Origin of the sequence: Actinomadura parmotrematis (assembly GCF_019458805.1) — a bacterium.
GTDB classification, from domain to species: Bacteria; Actinomycetota; Actinomycetes; order Streptosporangiales; family Streptosporangiaceae; genus Spirillospora; species Spirillospora parmotrematis.
This window is the reverse complement of record NZ_JAIBOA010000007.1, coordinates 202,406-222,119: the sequence shown is the minus strand read 5'-3', so window position 1 is coordinate 222,119 and position 19,714 is coordinate 202,406. Positions and strand designations below refer to the sequence as shown.

Genomic DNA, 19,714 nt, shown 5'->3' with positions numbered 1-19,714 from the left:
AAGTCCGTGACCGATTCATCCGCCTCCGCCCCTGACGCCGCCCCCGACGCCGCCGGCGGCGCCGCCCCCGACCCCGCGGGCGAGCTCGCCGCGCTGTTCGAGCGGGCCGGCGTCCCCGCCGCGCTGACCGGCCGGACGCTGGCCCGGCTCGGCCCCGGCGCCGCCGCCCGGCTCCGCGACGACCCGTGGAAGCTGCTGCGCGTCCCGGGCGTGGCGGCCGACCAGGCCGACCACTTCGCGCGCGGCCTGCTCGGCGACGCCGCCTCCCCCGCCGACCCGCGGCGCGGCCGCGCCCTGGCCGAGCACCTGCTGAGCGCCGCCGCCCGGCAGGGCCACACCGTCACCCCGCTCGGCGACGTGCTGGAGGCGCTGGAGCGGCGGACCCGCACCCCCGACCCGCGCAAGGCCGTCGAGGGCGCCCTGGACGAGGGCGAGGTGCTGCTCCTGCTGGAGGAGCCGGAGTTCGACGAGGACTCCTTCGACGAGGACGCCGACCCGCCCGAACCCGCGGAGTCGCTCGGCCTCGCCCGCTGGGCGATGGCCGAGGAGACCGCCGCCGAGGGCTTCCAGCGGCTCACCCTGACCGCCGCGCCGCTCCGCGACGACGCCGCGGTCCGCGAGCTGCGCGACGGCCTGCCCGAGGACCGCTCGCTCGCGCTCACCGCCGCGCTCCGCACCGGCGTCACGCTGCTGCGCGGCGCGCCCGGCGACGTCGCCGCGACCGTCGCCCTGATCGCCGGGCGGGCCGCCGGCGCCGGGCTGCGCGTCGCCGTCGCCGCCCCGACCGACGAGGCCGCCGCCGAGTTCGGCGCCGAGGGCGCCCACCCGGCGGGCGGCGCGCCGGCCGCCGCGCAGGTCAAGGGCCTGCACGCGCTGCTGGAGCCGCTGCCGGAGACCTCGCCCGCGGGCGGCGTCGCCTTCGCGCGCGGCGAGCAGGCGCCGCTGGAGGCCGACCTGCTGCTGCTGCCCGACGCCTCCGGGCTGGACGTCGAGCTCGCCGCGGTGCTGGTGGAGGCGTGCGCCGACGGCACCCACCTGGTGCTCGGCACCGCGCCCGGCGCGCCGCCCTCGGCGGGGCCCGGCGCGGTCCTCGCCGACCTGGAGGCCTCCGAGACCGTCCCGGTCGTCGAGCTGGACCCGCGCGAGGGCGAGGGGCCGCTCGCCGAGCTGATCGCCGCCGTGCGGGGCGGCGAGCTCGCCGCGGTGAAGGCCCCCAACAAGGAGGTCGTCATCGTCCCGGCGGCGGGGCTCGCCGAGGCCGTCCACCGCGCCCTGCAGCTCGTCACCGACTCCATCCCGCGCGTCCTCGGCGTGCCGGCGGAGCAGGTGCGGGTCGTCAGCCTGGCCGCGGCGGGCGAGGCCGGCGCGGGCGCGCTGAACACCGCCTTGAAGGAGCGCCTGAACCCCGGCCCCGGCCGGTTCGGCGGCTTCGACGAGGGCGACCGCGTCGTGGTGGCCGCGCCGCTCCCCCAGGCCGCGATCGGCGAGAGCGGCACCGTCACCGGCGCCGACGCCACCGGCCTGCACGTGCGGTTCGCCGGCGGCGACGCGGTCGTGCCGCCGGCCGCGACGTCGCGGCTCCGGCACGGCTGGGCGCTGCCGGTCTGGCTCGCCCGCGGCACGCCGCGCGACGCGCTGGTGGTGGTCGTGCCCGCCGACGCGCCGCTGTCGCGGCCCGCCGTGGCGACCGCGTTCGGGCTCGCCCGCACCCACCTGTCGATCGTGCAGGCGGCCGGCCCCGCCCTCGCGCGCGCCGTCCGCGAGACGGCGGCGCCGCAGCGCCGCACCCGGCTGGCCCGGCTCGTCCTCGGCTGACCCGCGCGACCTGCGCGGGCGCCGGGACGGGGCGGGCGGGACGGGCGCACGGAACCCCGCGTTCCCGGGGAAAAGCGGCGTTCCACTGTTTACCGGGCGGCACCCGTGCGGCACGATCGAGGCCGGTGCGGGGTGTGCCAGAGCACATTTCCGACATATGATCGTTGGACGTTTTGTCAACGAACGCGCAGTCCCAGGCGAGGAGTGAGATGCCCCAGCAGCGGCGACGCTTCAGGCGGTTCGGGACGACGGCGACGGCCGTCTCGGCGGGGACGCTGGCCCTCGTGTTCCTCGGCGCGCCCCCGGTGTACGCGGCGAGCGCGGCGGCACCGAAGACGTGCGCCAAGGGCACCGACCCGGCGACGACGATCGAGAACTGGAAGTGCCAGTGGAACAACTGGCAGGACAGCGTCAAGCCGAAGCCGACGCCCACCCCGACGCCGAAGCCGGCCCCGTCCAAGACCGCCAAGCCGGTGAAGACCGTCAAGCCGAAGCCGGTCAAGAGGACGGCTCCGAAGGGCGGGTCGGGCGGCACCCGCGTGTCGGTGCCGTCGGGCGCGTCGCTGTCCTCGGGCGCGACCGCGCAGAGCGTGAGCGGCGGCCTGTCGCCCTACGTCGCCAACCCGCAGACCGCGCCGCAGCTTCCGGGCGTGCTGCCGGCGCCGCAGGTCGCCGCCGGTCCGGGGTCGGCGCAGCAGACGACGGCGCTGCTGGCCGCCGCGCCGCAGACCCGGCTGATGTCGCCGGTCTCGGCGACCGAGCGGCAGAACCGGCAGACGCTGTGGGTCGCGGCGGCCTCGGCCGCGGCGGGCGCCGCCGCGGCGCTGAACCTCAGCGTCCTCGGCCGCCGGCTCGGCCGTCCCCAGGCCCGGGGACGCGGGCGCCGCTGACGCCCGCCCGCTGAACGCGCGAGGGCCCGCCCCCGGGAAGGGGGCGGGCCCTCGCGCGTCAGGCCTGCTCGCCGGGCTTACTTGTCGGGGCCGCCGATGGCGTGCATGCCGCCGTCCACGTGCACGATCTCGCCGGTGGTGGCGGGGAACCAGTCCGACAGCAGCGCCGCGATGGCGCGCGCGGTCGGCTCCACGTCCTTGACGTCCCAGCCGAGCGGCGCGACCTGCGGCCACAGCTCGGTCATGCTCTCGAAGCCGGGGATGGACTTGGCGGCCATCGTGCCGAGCGGCCCGGCCGCGACCAGGTTCACCCGGATGTTCCGCGGCCCGAGGTACTTGGCCAGGTAGCGGGCGGTGGACTCCAGGCCCGCCTTGGCGACGCCCATCCAGTCGTAGACCGGCCACGCCTTGGTCGCGTCGAAGTCCAGGCCGACGACCGAGCCGCCCTCCGACAGCAGCGGCAGGCACGCCATCGTCAGCGACTTCAGCGAGTACGCCGAGGCGTGCACGGCGATCGCGACGTCCTCCCACGGCGTGTCGAGGAAGTTGCCGCCGAGGGCGGTCTGCGGCGCGAAGCCGATGGAGTGCACGACGCCGTCGAGCCGGTCGAAGCCGTGCTCGCGCAGGTTGCCCTCCAGCGCGGCGAGCTGGTCGGCGTTCATCACGTCCAGCTCGATGACCGGCGGCGGGTTGTCGCGGCCGGTCGGCAGCCGCTTGGCGGTGCGCGCCGTCAGCGTCGGCCGCGGGTAGGCGGTGAGGACGACCTCGCCGCCCTGCTCCTGGATGACGCGGGCGACGTGGAAGCCGATGGAGGCGTCGGTGAGGACGCCGGTGACCAGGATGCGCTTGCCGTCGAGGATGCCCATGCGCTCAGTGCCCCATTCCGAGTCCGCCGTCGACGGGGATCACGGCCCCGGTGATGTAGGCCGCGTCGTCGCCGGCCAGGAACCGCACGGTCTTCGCGATCTCCTCGGGCCGCGCCTTGCGGCCGAGCGGGATCACGCCCTCGATCGCCTTGTGCTGGTCGTCCGACAGCACCGCGGTCATGTCGGTGTCGACGAACCCGGGCGCGACGACGTTGACGGTGATGTTGCGGGAGGCCAGCTCGCGGGCCAGCGACCGGGCGAACCCGACCATGCCGGCCTTGGAGGCGGCGTAGTTGGCCTGCCCGGCCGAGCCGCTCAGCCCGACCACGGAGGAGACGAGGATGATCCGGCCGGTGCGCGCCCGCATCATGCCCTTCACCGACCGCTTGGCCACCCGGAACGCGCCGGTGAGGTTGGTGTCCAGCACCGAGGTGAAGGCGTCCTCGCTCATGATCGCCAGCAGCGTGTCCTTGGTGACGCCGGCGTTGGCGACCACCACCTGCACCGGGCCCTGCTCCGCCTCGACCTTGGCGAACGCGGCGTCCACGTCCTCCGTGCTGGTCACGTCGCACTTCACGGCGAACAGCCCCGCGGGGGGCTCGCCGGAGCGGTAGGTGACGGCGACCGCGTCGCCGGCGGCCGCCAGCTCGCGGGCGATCGCGAGGCCGATGCCCCGGTTCCCGCCGGTCACGAGGACAGAGCGACTCATCTCGTACCTCTCGATAGTTCGGGTCTGTGGGGCCCGCGCGGTGTCGGTCAGGTCACATCGCGGGCGCGACCGTATCCGATCACATCCGGGCCGGGCCGCGCATGTGGCGACGCCTACAAAGACCAGGCCCGGGGGCTTGTACGCCCCCGGGCGGCGCGTCAAGGTCTTTTCGGCGGCCCGGGGAGCGCCTCCGGCGTTCGGGGCCGCTTTCGCCGATGCCCGCGGGGTAGGTTGCGGAGGGTGCATGACATCGATCCCGCATTCACCGCGCTACCGCTGCGGGCGCTGGCCGACGCGGCCCTGTCCAAGGCCCGCGAGCTCGGGGCGGCGCACGCCGACTTCCGCCTGGAGCGCATCCGCAGCCAGACCCTCCGCCTCCAGGACGCCGCTCTGGAGACCTCCGTGGACGCCGACGACCTCGGCCTGTCCGTCCGCGTCGTGGTGGACGGCACCTGGGGCTTCGCCGCCGGCATCGACCTGACCGCCGAGGGCGCCGCCAAGGTCGCCGAGCAGGCGGTGCAGGTCGCCGGCATCGCCCGCGCCGTCAACCGCGAGCCGATCGAGCTGGCGCCCGAGCCCGTCCACGGCGAGCGGACCTGGGTGTCGGCCTACGACACCGACCCGTTCACGATCCCGACCACCGAGAAGGTCGCGCTGCTCGCCGGGTGGAGCCGCGGCCTGCTCGCCGACCCGCGCGTCCAGCACGTCGACGCGACGCTGCTGCAGGTCAAGGAGAACAAGTTCTTCGCCGACCTCGCCGGCAACGCCATCACCCAGCAGCGGGTCCGGCTGCACCCGGTGGTGAACGCCGTCGGCATCGCCGACGGCGCCTTCGACACCATGCGCACCCTCGCGCCGCCGGTCGGCCGCGGCTGGGAGTGGCTCACCGGCGGGCACTGGGACTGGGACGGCGAGCTCGCCGCCCTGCCCGAGCTGCTCGCCGAGAAGCTCGCCGCGCCGTCGGTCGAGGCGGGCGCCTACGACCTGGTGGTGCACCCCTCCAACCTGTGGCTCACCATCCACGAGTCGATCGGGCACGCCACCGAGCTGGACCGCGCCCTCGGCTACGAGGCCGCCTACGCCGGCACCTCCTTCGCCACCCCCGACAAGCTCGGCTCCCTGCAGTACGGGTCCCGGGTCATGAACGTGACCGGCGACCGCACCGCCGAGCACGGCCTGTCGACCATCGGGTACGACGACGAGGGCGTGGAGACCCAGGCGTTCGAGATCATCACCGGCGGCCGGTTCACCGGCTACCAGACCGACCGGCGCATCGCCGCCCTCACCGGCCAGGACCGCTCGAACGGCTGCGCGTTCGCCGACGCGGCGTCCAGCATGCCGATCCAGCGGATGGCGAACGTGTCGCTGGCGCCCGCCGAGGGCGGGCCGTCCACCGAGGAGCTCATCGCCGGGGTGGAGCGCGGCATCTACGTCCTGGGCGACAAGAGCTGGTCCATCGACATGCAGCGCTACAACTTCCAGTTCACCGGGCAGCGCTTCTACCGGATCGAGAACGGCCGCCTCGCCGGGCAGCTCAAGGACGTCGCCTACCAGGCCACCACCACCGACTTCTGGAACTCCATGGAGGCCGTCGGCGGGCCGGAGACCTACGTGCTCGGCGGCGCGTTCAACTGCGGCAAGGGCCAGCCGGGGCAGGTCGCGCCGGTCAGCCACGGCTGCCCGTCGGCGCTGTTCCGCGGCGTCAACATCCTCAACACCCAGAAGGAGGGCGGGCAGTGACGACCATCAGGCCGCAGGAGGCGGTCGAGCGGGCGCTCGCGCTGTCGCGCGCCGACGACTGCATCGTCATCGCCGACGAGTCGGGCACCGCGAACCTGCGGTGGGCCGGCAACACCCTCACCACCAACGGCGTCACCCGGGGCAACCGGCTCACCGTCATCGCGCTCCGCAAGGTGCCCGGCGGCGTCGCCACCGGCGTCGTGTCGCGCGCCGCGGTCGGCGCCGGCGACATCGAGGACCTGGTGCGCGCCGCCGAGGCCGTCGCCGAGGACGGCGAGCCCGCCGAGGACGCCGCGCCGCTCGTCGGCCCGGCGGACGCGGCGGCCGGCGGCGACTGGGACGCCCCGCCCGCCGAGACCGGCATCGGCGTCTACGCCGGGCTCGCGCCCGCGCTCGGCGAGGCGTTCGCCGAGGCCGAGGCCGGCGACCGGCGGCTGTACGGGTTCGCCAACCACGTCGTCACCTCCTCCTTCCTCGGCACCTCGGCGGGGCTGCGGCTCCGCCACGACCAGCCGACCGGGCTGCTGGAGCTGAACGCCAAGGGCGCGGGCGGGTCGGCGTGGACGGGCGTCGGCACCGCCGACTTCGCCGACGTGGACGTCGCCGGGCTCGCCGGCGGCCTCGCCGAGCGGCTCGGCTGGGGCGAGCGGCGGATCGACCTGCCGGCCGGCCGGTACGAGACGGTGCTGCCGCCGAGCGCCGTCGCCGACCTGATGATCTACCTGTACTGGTCGGCGGGCGCCCAGGACGCCCAGGACGGCCGGACGGTGTTCAGCGCGCCCGGCGGCACCCGCGTCGGCGAGCGCCTCGCCTCGCTGCCGGTCACCCTGTCCAGCGACCCGCACGCGGCGGGCCTCGCCTGCGCGCCGTTCCTGCTGGCGCACGCCTCCAGCCGCGACGCGTCGGTGTTCGACAACGGGCTGCCGCTCGGCCGCACCGACTGGATCAAGGACGGGGAGCTCGCCGCGCTCCAGCAGACCCGGCTGTCGGCCGGGCGGACCGGGCTGCCGCTCACCCCGCCGATCGACAACCTGATCATGTCGGGGCCGGCCGGGGGCGCCGCGCTGGAGGACATGGTGGCCCGCACCGAGCGCGGGCTGCTGCTCACCTGCCTCTGGTACATCCGCGAGGTGGACCCGCAGCGGCTGCTGCTCACCGGCCTCACCCGCGACGGCGTCTACCTCGTCGAGAACGGCGAGGTCGTCGGCGCGGTGAACAACTTCCGGTTCAACGAGAGCCCGGTGGACCTGCTGTCGCGGCTCGGCGAGGTCGGCGCGACCGTCCCGACGCTGCCGCGCGAGTGGTCGGACTACTTCACCCGCGCCGCGATGCCGGCGCTGCGGGTGGACGACTTCAACATGTCGACGGTCTCCCAGGCGTCCTGACGGTCCCCGGGGACGCGTCCTGCCTTGGTCAGGCGGGGCGGCGTCCCCGGGGGCCGCACAGGCGCCCCTGGGGCGCCGTGGGACGGGCCCGCCGTCAGCCGAGGGCGGGCTCCTGGTCGCCCGGCTCCTCCAGCCGGAAGCCGACCTTCAGGCCCACCTGGAAGTGGGCCACCTCACCGTCCTCGATCTGCCCCCGGACCTCGGTGATCTCGAACCAGTCCAGGCCGCGCAGCGTGCGCGCGGCGCGGCGGACGCCGTTGCGGACGGCGGCCTCCACCGACTCGGGCGAGGTCCCGACGATCTCGGTGACCCGGTACGTGCGATCCGACATGGTGCCTCCTGGTGTCGCCAGCGGTCATCCATGGGATTACCGTGGAGAGGTGAAGGTCAATCCCCGCAGGCAGGCCGCGCGGACCGAGGTCCACGCGGTCACCGACGCGCCCCGCCCGCTGTCGGAGGACATCGCGCAGCGGCAGCGGCGCTATCTCGTGTCCATGGGCATCCGGACCGGCTGCTTCCTCGGCGCGGTCGCGGCCGCGCTCGCCGGAGCGCCGTTCTGGCTGACCGGCGCCCTCATCGTCGGCGCCGTCTTCCTGCCCTACATCGCGGTCGTGGTGGCCAACGCCGGCCGCGCGCCCGTCGCCCCGACCCGTTTCTCGACGCCGCAAAGCCAGCACCACAAGGGGATTTCCGGACAGCACCCGGAAATCGGGTCGTGACTTTCCCTTGACTAGGACCCGGGGGGTTCGGTGTACGATTTGTCTCGGCGCCCTGGTCCCCCGTCGGGGCGCCCGTACCGGTGTTCCGGGCCCCCGTCGGAACACCGATGTGCGGCGCCGGGTGGATTGCCCCCGTATCCACCCGGCGCCGCTTTTTCTTTCCCGGACCCCGCCGCTTACCCGACGGCGGCCGCGTAGGCAAGACCTCGCACCGGCCGATCCAGGCCAGGCGCCGAAACCCCGCCGGTCCGAACTTTTACCCTCCCGGACTTCTCCCCTGCGTGCGGGCGGCTCGCTCAGAGGCGGGCGGCGTCGACGACCGCCTGGGTTGAAGGCCGTGGGCGCCTCCTGAGGCAGGTCGTGCCCGATGTCGGGGAGCGTGCGGTGCTCGTAGGGCCCGGTGAAGTACTTGCGATGCGACCCCGGCGCGGTCGCGACCGCCGTCAAGCAGGGCTACGCGGCCGCCGCCGACACCGGCGTCGGCGGCGGCGGCGCCTCTGCCGCTACCCGGCGGTGTCCCTCGCCAAGGGCCGGGACGCCGCGGCCGGGTTCCGCTGCGCCGCGCCCTCGCGGCACTGACGCGCCGGGCCGGCGCAGCGCGTCCCGGCCCCGCGCGCCCCTCTCCTATAAAAGGGTCGCGGCCGGGGCACCACCAGGGTGCGGTCGGGGGCGGGCGCGGCACGCCCGCCCCCGACCGGCCGTGACCATCGCTGTGACCACCTTCCACGCCATCCGACGGAACCGGAGCGGAACCCGTGAGCGAGTACTGCAGTACCACCCGGCGGCCGGAGCGGCCGCCCGAGGACGGACCCACACGCTGTTCGCGCAGACGATGGGCTACGTGGCGGCGACCGCCGCGCTGTTCGCGCTCGGCGCCTACGCCGGGCGGAACCTGAGCGGCGCCGCCGGGATCGTCGCGTTCATCGCCGCGTTCGTGTGCCTGCTCGCGATGCAGTTCGCCGTGCGCCGGTCCAAGCCCCTGACGGTGGGGCTGCTCGCCGCGTTCGGCCTGCTGGAGGGCGTCGCGCTGGCGCCGCTCCTCGCGACGTACGCGAGCGCGCAGCCCGAGGCCCTGTACCGGGCGGCCGGGGCGACCGCCCTGTTCATCGCCGCGTTCGGCGCGGCCGGCTACGCCACCCGGCGCGACCTCGCGGTCGTCGCGCGGATCTCCTTCTGGGCGCTGCTCGCCCTCATCGTGTTCGGCCTCGTGCTGGTCTTCGTCCAGATCCCCGGCGGCCAGCTGGTCTACTCGGTGCTCGGCCTGGTGATCTTCGCGGGGCTGACCATGGTCGACTTCCAGCGGCTGCGGCGGTCCACCGACGTGGCGACGGCGCCCCTGCTGGCGGCGTCGATCTTCCTGGACGTGCTCAACGTGTTCCTGTTCTTCCTGCAGATCTTCACCCGCAACGACTAGCCGGGGCGGCCCGGGGGTGCGCGGCGCTCGAACGGCGTCCTAGAATCGGGTTCGAGCATGATTTAGCGGAACGCTAGATTCATCGAGCCAGCCGTACCGAGGAAGGAGTCCGGCCGTGCGCCGTACCGTGTTCACCGAGGACCATGAGGACTTCCGCTCGACGATCCGGGCCTTCATCGACGCCGAGGTCGCCCCGCACTACGAGCGGTGGGAGCACGACGGCCACCCGCCGCGCGACTTCTACAACAAGCTCGGCGAGCTCGGCGTCTTCGGCATCACCGTGCCCGAGGAGTACGGCGGCGCCGGCGAGACCAGCTTCAAGTACCAGCTGGTGATCTCCGAGGAGTGCGCCCGCGCCGGCGTGAGCTTCGGCGGCTACGGCGTGCACGTCAACCTCTGCCTGCCCTACCTGCTGAAGTTCGGCAACGAGGAGCAGAAGAAGCGCTGGCTGCCCGCCTTCGTCGCCGGCGACGCCATGTTCGCCATCGCGATGACCGAGCCGGGCACCGGCTCCGACCTCGCCGGCATCGCCACCACCGCCCGCCGCGACGGCGACCACTACATCCTGAACGGCGCCAAGACCTTCATCACCGGCGGCGTCCTCGCCGACCGGATGCTCGTCGTCGCGCGCACCGCGCCGCCGTCGGCGGAGAACCGCCGCACCGGCCTGTCGATCTTCGCGGTGGACACCAAGAGCGAGGGCTACGCCGTCGGCCGCAAGCTGGAGAAGATCGGCCTGCGCAGCTCCGACACCGCCGAGCTGTCGTTCACCGACGTGCGCGTCCCCGCCGAGGACCTGCTCGGCGAGGAGGGCCGCGGCTTCGAGTACCTCACCCACAACCTGGCCGAGGAGCGCCTCGGGATCGCCACGACCTCCTACGCCTCCGCGCGGGCCGCCGTGGACTTCGCCAAGGCCTACGTGCAGGACCGCAAGGTGTTCGGCAAGCCCGTCGCGGCGTTCCAGAACACCAAGTTCGTGCTCGCCGAGTGCGCCACCGAGGTCGAGGCCGCCCAGTCGCTCATCGACCGCTGCGTCGAGGCCCTGGACGCCGGCGAGCTCACCCCCGCCGACGCCGCCCGCGCCAAGCTGTTCTGCACCGAGGTGCAGGGCCGCGTCGTCGACAAGTGCCTGCAGCTGCACGGCGGCTACGGCTACATCCTGGAGTACCCGATCGCGCGCCTGTACACCGACGCCCGCGTCGCCCGCATCTACGGCGGCACGAGCGAGGTCCTGAAGACCATCATCGCCAAGGACCTCGGCGTCTGAGCCGCCCGCCGCACCGACCGGACCGCACCCACAGGAGGGGAACCGACATGACCGCCGACACCAGGGTCGCCGTCGTCACCGGGGCCGCGCGCGGCATCGGCGCCGCGGTGGCCCGGCGCCTCGCCGCCGACGGGTTCGCCGTCGCGGTGTGCGACCTCGACGAGGCCGCCTGCGCCGCCACCGCGACCGGCATCGAGGAGGCCGGCGGCACCGCGCTCGCCGTCGGCGTGGACGTGGCCGACGAGGCCGCGGTGGAGGCCGCCGTCGCGCGGATCGCCGCCGAGCTCGGCCCGCCGGTCGTGCTGGTCAACAACGCCGGCGTCCTGCGCGACAACCTGCTGTTCAAGATGTCGGCGGACGACTGGGACGCGGTCCTGTCGGTGCACCTGCGCGGCGCGTTCCTGATGAGCCGCGCCGCGCAGGCCCACATGACGAAGGCCGGGTGGGGCCGCATCGTCAACCTGTCGTCCACCTCGGCGCTCGGCAACCGCGGGCAGGCCAACTACGCGGCGGCCAAGGCCGGCATGCAGGGGTTCACCAAGACCCTGGCGATCGAGCTCGGCAAGTTCGGCGTGACCGCCAACGCGATCGCGCCCGGCTTCATCGTCACCGACATGACGGCGGCGACCGCCGAACGCGTCGGCGTCGACTTCGAGGTGTTCCAGGCCGAGGCGGCCAGGCAGATCCCGGTGCAGCGGGTCGGCCGCCCCGACGACATCGCCGCGACCGTGTCGTTCCTCGTCCGCGAGGAGGCCGGGTTCGTGTCCGGCCAGGTCATCTACGTGGCGGGCGGTCCGAAGGCGTGACCGCCGCGCGCGGCCGCGAGGCCACCGAGGACGCCCTGCGCGGCGCCGCCGCCCGGCTGCTGTCGCGCGGCGGCGTCCTCGCCGGCCTCAACCTGCGCGAGGTCGCCGACGAGGCCGGCGTGAACCGGGGCCTGGTCTACCAGTACTTCGGGTCGCGCCGGTCGCTGCTCCGCTCGGCGCTGCTGCACGCGGCGCGGCGCAACGCCGCGGACGCGGCGTCGGCGTCGGGGCTGCCGCTCCGCGACCGCCTCGCCGGGCTGATCCGCACCAACGTGCGGCTCCCCGAGGCGATCCGGCTGACCACGCTGCTCGTCCTGGACGGCGACGAGCGGGCGCGGGTGCTGCCGAACCGGGGCGCGGGCCGCGCGGCGCTCGCCGCCGACGCGGCCCGCGGCGAGCTCGCCAGCGGCGACGTGGACGCCGTGCACGCCGCGCTCACCGCGGCGGTGTACGGGTACACGCTGCTGCGCGAGCAGCTCGCCCGGGAGACCGGCGTCGCGGCCGGCGACCTCGACGAGCGGGTCGCGGCCTGCCTCGGCGACCTGTTCACCGCCCGGCCCGTCCCGGTCCCCGCCGACGACCCGCCGCGCTGACGGGCCGCGCCGGGTGCGCGCGCGGTCACCGCTTGTTAGCCTGCCAGCAAGATCTTTCGGCTGACGGGGGGACGCCGGTGAGAGTGCTGGCCTGCGGGGTGCGCACCTACGAGCGGGCGGCGCTGGAGCGCCACTTCCAGGACCGCCACCCGCTGCACTGCGTGACGTGGGTGCCCGACGGCGACACCGTCGGGCTCGCGGCGGGCTACGAGGCGGTCTGCACGAGCCCGGCGGCGCGGCTGGACGCCGCGCTGCTCGGCCGGCTCGCGGCGGGCGGCACCCGCCTCATCACCCAGCGCGCGTCCGGGTACACCAACATCGACCTGGACGCCGCCCGCGAGCTCGGCCTCTGGGTCGCGCGGGTGAGCTCCTACTCGCCGCACTCGGTCGCCGAGTTCGCCTGGACGCTCGTGCACGCCCTCAACCGGCACGTGCACCGCTCCTACCAGCGCACCCGCGAGTTCGACTTCCGGCTGGACGGGCTGCTCGGCCGCGACCTGCACGGCCGCGCGGTCGGCGTCGTCGGCACCGGCCGGATCGGCACCGTGTTCGCCCGCATCGCGCAGGGCTACCGGATGCGCCTGTACGGCTGGGACCGGGAGGAGAACCCCGAGTGCCGGGCGCTCGGCATGACCTACCTGCCGCTGGAGGACCTGCTCGGCCGCGCGGAGATCGTGTCGCTGCACGTCCCGCTGACGCCCGAGACCCGGCACCTGATCGACGCCTCCCGGCTCGCCTGCCTGCCCGACGGGGCGATCCTGGTGAACACCGGCCGGGGCGGCCTCATCGACACGACCGCGCTCGTGTCCTCGCTGCGCGCCGGGCGGCTCGGCGGCGTCGGCCTGGACGTGTACGAGGAGGAGGAGCGCTACTTCTTCCGCGACCTGTCCGACGAGGTCGTCACCGACGACGTGCTGGCCCGCCTGATGACGTTCCCGAACGTCGTCGTCACCTCCCACCAGGCGTTCTTCACCGCGGAGGCGACCGCGACGATCCTGGCGACGCAGGCCGCCAACGTCGACGACTACCTCGCCGGGCGCGCGACGGAGAACACCCTCGTGCGCGGCCGCGACGCCTGACCGGGACGCCCGGTCAGGACGCGGCGGCGAGCTGCCGGGCGAGCAGCCGCGGCGCGTCCGCCAGGGACGGCCCGTACCAGGTGAGCAGGCGCCCGCTGACCAGGGCGCAGGGCAGGCCGGGGAACGCCTCGGGGCCGTCGGCGGCGGTGAACCGGTAGGGCTCGTCGGGCAGGACGGCGAGGTCGGCGCCGGCGGCGGTCAGCTCCCCGATGCCGATCTTGGGGTAGCGCTCGGGATGGTCCGCGTAGCGGTTGCGGACGCCGAGGCGGGCGAGGACGTCGCCGGTTAAGGTGGCGCCGCCGGCGACCATCCAGGGGCGCCGCCAGATCGGCACGATCGCGGTGCGCGGCGGGCCGGGCTCGACCGCGGCCCAGGCGCGGGCGGCGTCGTCCAGCCAGGCGGGCGCGGGCAGGCCGCAGCCCTCGGTGAGCAGGCGCCGGAGCGAGGCGAGCGCGCCGTCCACGGTGCGGATGTCGGTGATCCAGACCGGGACGCCCGCGGCGCGCAGCGCGGCGACGTCGGCGGGCCGGTTCTCCTCGGCGGCGCCGACGACGAGGTCGGGCTCCAGGGCCGCGACCGCGTCCAGGTCGGGGTTCTTGGTGCCGCGCACGCGCGGCACGTCCAGCCCCTCGGGGTGGGTGCACCAGTCGGTGGCGCCGGCCAGCAGACCGGGCGCGGTGACCGCGACGGACTCGGTGAGCGAGGGCACGAGCGACACCACGCGGCGCACCCGGTCCGGGAGGGGGACGGGCGCGCCGGTGTCGTCGCGCGGGACGCTCACACGTTCCGCCGGTACTGGCCGCCGACCTCGAAGAACGCGTCGGTGATCTGCTGGAGGCTGCACACCCGGGCGGCGTCCATGAGGACGGCGAAGACGTTGTCCCCGGCGCGGGCGGCGTCCTTGAGCGCGGCGAGGGCGGCCTCGGCGTCCTCGCGGTGGGCGTCCTGGAAGGCGCGCACCCGCTCCAGCTGGGAGCGCTTCTCGTCCTCGGTGGCGCGGGCCAGCTCGATCGTCTCCGGGGTGCCGCCCTCCGCCGCCGGGTCGCGGAAGGTGTTGACGCCGATGATGGGCAGCGTCCCGTCGTGCTTGCGCTGCTCGTAGAGCATCGACTCGTCCTGGATGCGGCCGCGCTGGTAGCCGGTCTCCATCGCGCCGAGGACGCCGCCGCGCTCGCTGATGCGGTCGAACTCGGCGAGCACCGCCTCCTCGACCAGGTCGGTGAGGTCGTCGATGACGAACGAGCCCTGGAGGGGGTTCTCGTTCATCGCGAGGCCCCACTCGCGGTTGATGACGAGCTGGATCGCCAGGGCGCGGCGCACCGACTCGGCCGTCGGGGTGGTGACGGCCTCGTCGTAGGCGTTGGTGTGCAGGCTGTTGCAGTTGTCGTAGATCGCGATGAGCGCCTGCAGCGTCGTGCGGATGTCGTTGAAGTGCATCTCCTGGGCGTGCAGCGAGCGGCCCGAGGTCTGCACGTGGTACTTGAGCTTCTGGCTGCGCTCGCCGGCGCCGTAGCGGTCGCGCATGGCGACGGCCCAGATGCGGCGGGCGACGCGGCCGAGGACGCTGTACTCGGGGTCCATGCCGTTGGAGAAGAAGAACGACAGGTTCGGCGCGAAGTCGTCGACGTCCATCCCGCGCGCCAGGTAGGACTCCACGTAGGTGAAGCCGTTGGCGAGGGTGAACGCGAGCTGGCTGATGGGGTTCGCGCCGGCCTCGGCGATGTGGTAGCCGGAGATCGACACCGAGTAGAAGTTGCGGACCCGGTTGGCGATGAACCACTCCTGGATGTCGCCCATCATCCGCAGCGAGAACTCGGTGGAGAAGATGCAGGTGTTCTGCCCCTGGTCCTCCTTGAGGATGTCGGCCTGCACCGTGCCGCGCACCGTCGCGAGGACGCGGGCGCGGATCTCCGCGGCCTCCTCCCCGGACGGCTCGCGGCCCCGCTCGGCGCGGAAGGCGTCCAGGCCCTGGTCGATGGCGGTGTTGAGGAAGAACGCCAGGATGGTCGGCGCCGGGCCGTTGATCGTCATCGACACCGAGGTGGTCGGCGCCGCGAGGTCGAAGCCGTCGTAGAGCGCCTTCATGTCGTCCAGGGTCGCGACCGAGACGCCGGAGGTGCCGACCTTGCCGTAGACGTCGGGCCGCTCCCCCGGGTCGCGCCCGTACAGGGTGACCGAGTCGAACGCGGTGGACAGCCGGGTCGCGGGCTGGCCCTCCGACAGCAGCTTGAAGCGGCGGTTGGTGCGGAACGGGTCGCCCTCCCCCGCGAACATGCGGGCGGGGTCCTCGTTGTCGCGCTTGAAGGGGAAGACGCCGGCGGTGAAGGGGAAGCGGCCGGGCAGGTTCTCGGCGCGCAGGAACCGCAGCAGCTCGCCGTGGTCGGTGTAGCGGGGCAGCGCGACGCGCGGGATGCGGTTGCCCGACAGCGACTCGCGCGTCAGCGCGGTCCGCAGCTCCTTGTCGCGGACGCGGACGACCTGCTCGTCGCCGGAGTAGGACTCCACGACGGCGGGCCACTCGGCGAGGCGCTCGGCGCTGTCGGGGGTCACGTCGCGGCGGGCGGCGTCCAGCAGGCCGTCGATCTCGCCGGTCCCGGCCAGCTCGGCGCGGACGTCCTCCAGGCGCTGGACGCGGCGTGCGGCGGCGGCCTGCGCCCCGGTCTCGGCGTGGTAACCGCGCACGGTCTCGGCGATCTCGGACAGGTAGCGGACGCGGGCGGGCGGGACGACCTGCGCGGCGCCGGTGGAGGTGCGGCCCTCGACGGGCGCGAGCACGCCGCGCTCCAAACCGAGCTCGGCGGCCAGGTGCAGGTAGAGGGCGGTGACGCCGTCGTCGTTGAACGTCGCGGCGCTGGTGCCGAACACCGGCATGTCCTCGGGCCTCGACCTGTACCTCCCGAGGGGGGACGACCCCCCACGCCCCCCGGCGACCCCCTTGTGGGCTTCGCGGTTGCGGACGAGCTGCCGGGACACGTCGCGCAGGGCGTCGGCGGCGCCGCGCCGCTCGAACTTGTTGATGGCGACGGTGCCGGCGAAGTCCAGCATGTCGATCTTCTCGAGCTGGGACGCCGCGCCGAACTCGGGCGTCATCACGTACAGGGCGTGGTCCGCCAGGTCGACCACGGCGGCGTCGCCCTGCCCGATGCCGGGCGTCTCCAGGATCACCAGGTCGTACCCGGCGGCCTTGACCGCGGCGAGAATGTCGGCGGTGTGCTCGGGCAGCTCGTGCGCGCCGCGGGTGGCCAGGGAGCGGAAGAAGACGTGCTCGCCGTCCAGGGAGTTCATCCGGATGCGGTCGCCGAGCAGCGCGCCGCCGCCGCGGCGGCGCGTCGGGTCGACGGCGAGGACGGCGACGCGGACCTTGTCCTGCTGGTCGGCGCGCAGGCGCCGGACCAGCTCGTCGGTGAGGGAGGACTTGCCCGAGCCGCCGGTGCCGGTGATGCCGAGGACCGGGACGCGCCGCGCGGCGGCCCCCGCGCGCAGGGCGCGCAGGGCGTCCTCGGGCAGCCGGCCCTCCTGGAGGCAGGTGATCGCGCGGGCGAGGGCGCGGCGGTCGCCGGCGAGGACGGCGTCCGCGGCGGGCGGCTCGGCGGCCGGGTCGGTGTCGGCGTCGCGGACCAGCTCGTTGATCATGCCGGGGAGGCCGAGGCGCTGGCCGTCCTCGGGCGAGAAGATGCGCACGCCGGCGGCGCGCAGCCGGTCGATCTCGGCGGCCACGATGACGCCGCCGCCGCCGCCGAAGATCTTGACGTGGCCGGCGCCGGCCTCGGCCAGGGAGCGGGCCAGGAACTCGAAGTACTCGACGTGGCCGCCCTGGTAGGAGCTGATCGCGACGCCCTGGGCGTCCTCCTCCAGCACCGCGTCCACGACCTCGCGGACCGAGCGGTCGTGGCCGAGGTGCACGACCTCGGCGCCCTGGGACTGCAGGATCCGCCGCATGATGTTGATCGCGGCGTCGTGGCCGTCGAACAGGGCGGCGGCGGTGACGAACCGCACCGGGTGGACCGGGGTGTGCAGCCGCGGCGTAGGCGCTGCCATCGTGACCTCCGCACCGAACCTTGGACATCCAATATTTGGAAGCTAAAATAGTTTCCGCCCGCCGCCCCGTCAAGAACGCGAGGTGCCCTACGGTGGACCCCGTGACCGATCCGATCGCCGAGGCGCACCGCCAGTGGAGCGCCCGGTGGCCCGAGCACGCCGACCGCATGGCGGCGGTGACGTCGGTGATGCGCGCCCAGCAGCTCCTGCTCGGCCGCATCGAGGCGGCGCTGAAGCCGTTCGGGCTGACGTTCGCGGCCTACGAGGCGCTCCGGCTGCTCGCCTTCACCCGCACCGGCACGCTGCCGATGGGCAAGATGGGCGTCCGGCTGATGGTGCACCCGGCCTCGGTCACCAACGTCGTCGGCCGGCTGGAGCAGCGCGGCCTCGCCCGCCGCGCCCCCTCCCCCGACGACCGACGCGTCGTCCTCGCCACCATCACCCCGGCGGGCCGCGAGCTCGCCGAGCGCGCCACCGCGGCGCTGCACGAGGACGGCTTCGGCCTGGCCGACCTCACCGCCGAGCAGGCGGCCGCCGTCACCGGCGCGCTGCGCGCCGTCCGGGTCTCCGCCGGAGACCTGCCGGACTGAGCCGCCGCCCGGCGCCGTCCCGCCCGGCATCGTCCCGGCCTGCCGACGGTCAGGAATCCCCCAAGTGCGGCATTCCGGCGCTCGCGGCCGGACAGAAAGATCACGACCCCCCGCCGCGAACGATCGGGGACGGACGACCATGACCATCCATCAGGCGAGACCCGTCTCCAGGGACGAGGAGAAGCGCTGGGAGTCGCTCAGCCCGTTCGAGCTGAAGAACGAGCTGATCGACCTCGCCCAGCGGCACGCCGAGGACGAGCACACCAAGCACGCCGCCGCCACGCTGCTGAACGCCGGCCGCGGCAACCCCAACTGGATCGCCACCGCCCCGCGCGAGGCGTTCTTCCTGCTCGGCGCCTTCGGCCTGGCCGAGGCCCGCCGCGACTGGGACGAGTGGGACGGCCTCGCGGGCGCGCCGGACAAGGACGGCATCGCCGGGCGCTTCCGCGACTTCCTGCGCGAGCACCACGGCGAGCCCGGCGCGGACCTGCTGGCGCGGTCGCTGGAGTACGGCGTCTCCGGGCTCGGCTTCGCCGAGGACGACTGGGTGTGGGAGCTCGCCGACGGCGTGATCGGCGACCACTACCCGAGCCCCGACCGGATGCTGCCGCACGCCGAGCGGGTCGTCGGCCGCTACCTGGTGCAGGAGATGCACGGCGGGCGCGAGCCCGACGCGCCGTTCGACCTGTTCGCCACCGAGGGCGGCACCGCCGCCATGTGCTACCTGTTCGACTCCGCGCAGGTCAACGGCCTGCTCGCGCAGGGCGACACGATCGCCATCATGACGCCGATCTTCACGCCGTACCTGGAGATCCCCAAGCTGGAGCGCTACGCCTTCGACGTCCTGGAGATCGAGGCGACCCGCGTCGACGCCGACGGCGGGCACACCTGGCAGTACGACCCGGCCGAGATCGACAAGCTCGCCGATCCGAAGGTCAAGGCGCTGTTCCTGGTCAACCCGTCCAACCCGCCGTCGGTCATGCTGGACGGCGCCACCCTGGACCGGATCGCCGAGATCGCCCGCACCGCCAACCCGGACCTGGCCATCATCACCGACGACGTGTACGGCACGTTCGTCGACGGGTTCCGGTCGCTGATGGCCGCCGCGCCGCGCAACACCCTCGGCGTCTACTCGTTCTCCAAGTACTTCGGCTGCACCGGCTGGCGCCTCGGCGTGATCTCGGTCAGCCGCGACAACATCTTCGACGAGCGCCTGGCGCGGCTGCCCGAGGCCGACAAGGCCCGGCTGCGCGAGCGCTACGGCAGCATCAGCCTCGACCCCGACGGCCTGCGGTTCGTGGACCGCCTGGTCGCCGACTCGCGCGACGTCGCGCTGAACCACACCGCCGGGCTGTCGCTGCCCCAGCAGGTGCAGATGGCGCTGTTCGCCCTGGCGGCGCTGCTGGACGAGGCCGGCGCCTACAAGCGGAACTGCCGGGCGATCATCTCGCGGCGGCTGCACGCGCTCGCCAAGGGCATGGGCGTGCCCGTCCCGCAGGACCCGCTGGCCGCCGGCTACTACGTCGAGCTGGACCTGCTGTCCTACGTGCGGCGCGACATCGGCGAGGACTTCGCCCGCTGGCTGGAGGACGGCTTCGAGCCCGCCGACCCGGTGTTCCGGCTCGCCGCGAAGGGCTCGGTCGTGCTGCTGAACGGCGGCGGGTTCGACGGGCCGCCGTGGAGCGTGCGCGTCAGCCTCGCCAACCTGCGCGACGACGCCTACGAGCGGATCGGGCGCGCCCTGCGCGAGCTCGTCGAGGAGTACAAGGCCGAGTACGACGCGGCGAAGAGCGGCTGACGCCG

General features: G+C 74.3%; 17 protein-coding genes. 12 read left to right on the top strand and 5 right to left on the bottom strand.

Translation table 11 applies throughout. The features are described from left to right. Positions 1-6: 6 nt before the first annotated feature. Both K1Y72_RS13355 and K1Y72_RS13350 read left to right on the top strand, forming a co-directional pair. Positions 7-1,815 (top strand): helix-hairpin-helix domain-containing protein, encoded by a 1,809-nt coding sequence (locus tag K1Y72_RS13355; RefSeq protein ID WP_220166554.1) that lies wholly within the window; start codon positions 7-9, stop codon positions 1,813-1,815. Between the two features lie 209 nt (positions 1,816-2,024). Continuing rightward, entirely contained in the window at positions 2,025-2,705 is a 681-nt protein-coding gene (locus K1Y72_RS13350) for a hypothetical protein (protein ID WP_220166552.1), read from the top strand. A 77-nt stretch (positions 2,706-2,782) separates the two neighbouring features. Here the strand turns inward: K1Y72_RS13350 and fabI are convergent, their stop codons facing one another. Further along, positions 2,783-3,571 carry an enoyl-ACP reductase FabI gene (gene fabI / locus K1Y72_RS13345; protein WP_220166549.1) on the bottom strand — a complete coding sequence of 263 codons (789 nt, stop codon included), beginning with the start codon at positions 3,569-3,571 and terminating at the stop codon, positions 2,783-2,785. A 4-nt stretch (positions 3,572-3,575) separates the two neighbouring features. Beyond that, positions 3,576-4,280 (bottom strand): beta-ketoacyl-ACP reductase, encoded by a 705-nt coding sequence (locus tag K1Y72_RS13340; protein ID WP_220166547.1) that lies wholly within the window; start codon positions 4,278-4,280, stop codon positions 3,576-3,578. Positions 4,281-4,520: 240 nt separating this feature from the next. Between K1Y72_RS13340 and K1Y72_RS13335 the strand changes: the two genes are divergently transcribed. Next, the gene (locus tag K1Y72_RS13335; RefSeq protein WP_220166545.1) at positions 4,521-6,020 is read left to right on the top strand and encodes a TldD/PmbA family protein; all 1,500 of its coding nucleotides are present in this window, start codon (positions 4,521-4,523) and stop codon (positions 6,018-6,020) included. A 5-nt stretch (positions 6,021-6,025) separates the two neighbouring features. Further along, positions 6,026-7,405, top strand: coding sequence for a metallopeptidase TldD-related protein (locus tag K1Y72_RS13330; protein ID WP_220166676.1), 1,380 nt, complete (start codon positions 6,026-6,028; stop codon positions 7,403-7,405). A 94-nt stretch (positions 7,406-7,499) separates the two neighbouring features. Here K1Y72_RS13330 and K1Y72_RS13325 read toward each other — a convergent pair whose 3' ends face one another. Beyond that, positions 7,500-7,736, bottom strand: coding sequence for a dodecin (locus K1Y72_RS13325; protein WP_220166543.1), 237 nt, complete (start codon positions 7,734-7,736; stop codon positions 7,500-7,502). 49 nt (positions 7,737-7,785) lie between these two features. Between K1Y72_RS13325 and K1Y72_RS13320 the strand changes: the two genes are divergently transcribed. The 6 genes from K1Y72_RS13320 (at position 7,786) to K1Y72_RS13295 (ending at position 13,283) form a co-directional block, all read left to right on the top strand. Next, positions 7,786-8,124 (top strand): DUF3099 domain-containing protein, encoded by a 339-nt coding sequence (locus K1Y72_RS13320; RefSeq protein WP_220166541.1) that lies wholly within the window; start codon positions 7,786-7,788, stop codon positions 8,122-8,124. Positions 8,125-8,824: 700 nt separating this feature from the next. Then, entirely contained in the window at positions 8,825-9,538 is a 714-nt protein-coding gene (locus tag K1Y72_RS13315) for a Bax inhibitor-1/YccA family protein (RefSeq protein ID WP_220166539.1), read from the top strand. A gap of 115 nt (positions 9,539-9,653) precedes the next feature. After that, positions 9,654-10,805, top strand: a complete 1,152-nt coding sequence (locus K1Y72_RS13310) for an acyl-CoA dehydrogenase family protein (protein WP_220166537.1) — start codon at positions 9,654-9,656, stop codon at positions 10,803-10,805. 47 nt (positions 10,806-10,852) lie between these two features. After that, the gene (fabG, locus tag K1Y72_RS13305; RefSeq protein WP_220166535.1) at positions 10,853-11,611 is read left to right on the top strand and encodes a 3-oxoacyl-ACP reductase FabG; all 759 of its coding nucleotides are present in this window, start codon (positions 10,853-10,855) and stop codon (positions 11,609-11,611) included. Beyond that, positions 11,608-12,204, top strand: a complete 597-nt coding sequence (locus tag K1Y72_RS13300; RefSeq protein WP_220166533.1) for a TetR/AcrR family transcriptional regulator — start codon at positions 11,608-11,610, stop codon at positions 12,202-12,204. Before fabG ends, K1Y72_RS13300 begins: the two co-directional genes overlap by 4 nt. A gap of 77 nt (positions 12,205-12,281) precedes the next feature. Further along, on the top strand, positions 12,282-13,283 hold the full coding sequence (locus K1Y72_RS13295) for a 2-hydroxyacid dehydrogenase (RefSeq protein ID WP_220166531.1): 1,002 nt from the start codon (positions 12,282-12,284) through the stop codon (positions 13,281-13,283). Positions 13,284-13,296: 13 nt separating this feature from the next. Here the strand turns inward: K1Y72_RS13295 and K1Y72_RS13290 are convergent, their stop codons facing one another. Together K1Y72_RS13290 and icmF are read right to left on the bottom strand one after the other, a co-directional pair. Next, positions 13,297-14,064, bottom strand: coding sequence for a helical backbone metal receptor (locus K1Y72_RS13290; RefSeq protein ID WP_220166529.1), 768 nt, complete (start codon positions 14,062-14,064; stop codon positions 13,297-13,299). Further along, complete coding sequence (gene icmF / locus K1Y72_RS13285; RefSeq protein WP_220166527.1) at positions 14,061-17,321, bottom strand: fused isobutyryl-CoA mutase/GTPase IcmF; 3,261 nt, start codon at positions 17,319-17,321, stop codon at positions 14,061-14,063. Before icmF ends, K1Y72_RS13290 begins: the two co-directional genes overlap by 4 nt. A gap of 101 nt (positions 17,322-17,422) precedes the next feature. Here icmF and K1Y72_RS13280 point away from each other — a divergent pair, with 101 nt between their 5' ends. Both K1Y72_RS13280 and K1Y72_RS13275 read left to right on the top strand, forming a co-directional pair. Then, positions 17,423-17,911: a MarR family transcriptional regulator gene (locus tag K1Y72_RS13280; RefSeq protein WP_372452878.1), complete on the top strand. Its 489-nt coding sequence runs from the start codon at positions 17,423-17,425 to the stop codon at positions 17,909-17,911. 139 nt (positions 17,912-18,050) lie between these two features. After that, positions 18,051-19,709 (top strand): bifunctional aspartate transaminase/aspartate 4-decarboxylase, encoded by a 1,659-nt coding sequence (locus K1Y72_RS13275; protein WP_220166523.1) that lies wholly within the window; start codon positions 18,051-18,053, stop codon positions 19,707-19,709. The last annotated feature ends 5 nt before the right edge of the window (positions 19,710-19,714 follow it).

What these genes read in the sequence shown, in the direction of transcription:
- K1Y72_RS13340 (WP_220166547.1), bottom strand. Translation starts at nt 4,280, where the DNA reads ATGAGTCGCTCTGTCCTCGTGACCGGCGGGAACCGGGGCATCGGCCTC.
- fabG (WP_220166535.1), top strand. Translation starts at nt 10,853, where the DNA reads ATGACCGCCGACACCAGGGTCGCCGTCGTCACCGGGGCCGCGCGCGGC.
- K1Y72_RS13325 (WP_220166543.1), bottom strand. Translation starts at nt 7,736, where the DNA reads ATGTCGGATCGCACGTACCGGGTCACCGAGATCGTCGGGACCTCGCCC.
- K1Y72_RS13350 (WP_220166552.1), top strand. Translation starts at nt 2,025, where the DNA reads ATGCCCCAGCAGCGGCGACGCTTCAGGCGGTTCGGGACGACGGCGACG.
- fabI (WP_220166549.1), bottom strand. Translation starts at nt 3,571, where the DNA reads ATGGGCATCCTCGACGGCAAGCGCATCCTGGTCACCGGCGTCCTCACC.
- K1Y72_RS13275 (WP_220166523.1), top strand. Translation starts at nt 18,051, where the DNA reads ATGACCATCCATCAGGCGAGACCCGTCTCCAGGGACGAGGAGAAGCGC.
- icmF (WP_220166527.1), bottom strand. Translation starts at nt 17,321, where the DNA reads ATGGCAGCGCCTACGCCGCGGCTGCACACCCCGGTCCACCCGGTGCGG.